Source organism: Actinophytocola algeriensis (assembly GCF_014203735.1).
In the GTDB taxonomy this organism is placed as follows: Bacteria; Actinomycetota; Actinomycetes; order Mycobacteriales; family Pseudonocardiaceae; genus Actinophytocola; species Actinophytocola algeriensis.
Genome location: NZ_JACHJQ010000023.1, coordinates 1 through 1,046 on the forward strand (window position 1 = coordinate 1; position 1,046 = coordinate 1,046).

Here is a 1,046-nt window from a genome sequence, read left to right on the forward strand (position 1 = left end):
CTAGGGCCTGTATCGAAGTCGTGACCGGCTGATGGCCTGGGTGTGGCCTGTTCCGGCGTGTCGTTGATCAAATAGATGAGGTCTCCGGTAGATCGATCATCGACCAAGACGATCAAGACACCGGAGACCTCGTGGACACCCTAGCGGTGACGAGGCGGTTCGACCTGACCGACGCGCAGTGGGCGTTGCTGGAGCCGTTGTTGCCCCAGCCTGCGCGGTCGGGTCGGCCGCCGTCGTGGAGCAGGCGGCAGTTGGTTGACGGGATTCGGTGGCGGGTGCGCACGGGGTCGCCGTGGCGGGACTTGCCTGTCGGGTATGGGTCGTGGGCTGCGGCATATGGGCTGTTTCGGCGGTGGCAGCGCAACGGCACCTGGCGCAGGGTCATGACCGCGTTGCAGGCGCTGGCCGATGCTGGCGGGCGGATCACCTGGGACGTGAGCGTGGACTCGACGGTGGTGCGGGCCCATCACCATGCCGCAGGTGCCAGGAAAAAGGGGATCTGCAAGCGGAGTCCCCGGGCGGTGTCGGGGAGGAACCCGCGGATCACGCGTTGGGCCGGTCACGGGGCGGGCTGTCCACCAAACTGCACCTGGCCTGCGAGCAGGGCCAGAAGCTGCTGTCGCTGGTGCTGACCGGTGGGCAACGCGGCGACAGCCCGCAGTTCATCCCGGTTCTCGCCGCGATCCGGGTGCCCCGGCTCGACGGCGGCCGGCCCCGGACCCGCCCGGACCGGGTGCTGGCCGACAAGGCCTACACCTCTAAAGCCAACCGTGACCACCTGCGCAGGCGGGGGATCAAAGCAACCATCCCCACCAAGGCCGACCAGGACGCCCACCGCCGCAAGAAAGGGTCGAAGGGCGGTCGGCCACCCGCCTTCGACCACGAGATCTACAAGCAACGCCACGCCGTCGAGTGCGGCATCAACCGGCTCAAACGCCACCGAGCGGTGGCTACCCGGTTCGACAAACTCGCCGTCCGCTACGAAGCCACCGTCCACATCGCCGCCATCAACGAATGGCTATGACCGACTTCGATACAGGCCCTAG

Annotated in this window: 1 protein-coding gene; it reads left to right on the forward strand. The window is 67.5% G+C overall.

Features of this window, described 5'->3' with window-relative positions:
- The first annotated feature begins 146 nt into the window (after positions 1 to 146).
- A protein-coding gene (locus FHR82_RS45120; protein ID WP_376706505.1) for an IS5 family transposase occupies positions 147 to 1,024 on the forward strand; the annotation gives its coding sequence in 2 pieces (ribosomal slippage) (positions 147 to 537 and positions 537 to 1,024; 879 coding nt in all).
- Positions 1,025 to 1,046: the final 22 nt, after the last annotated feature.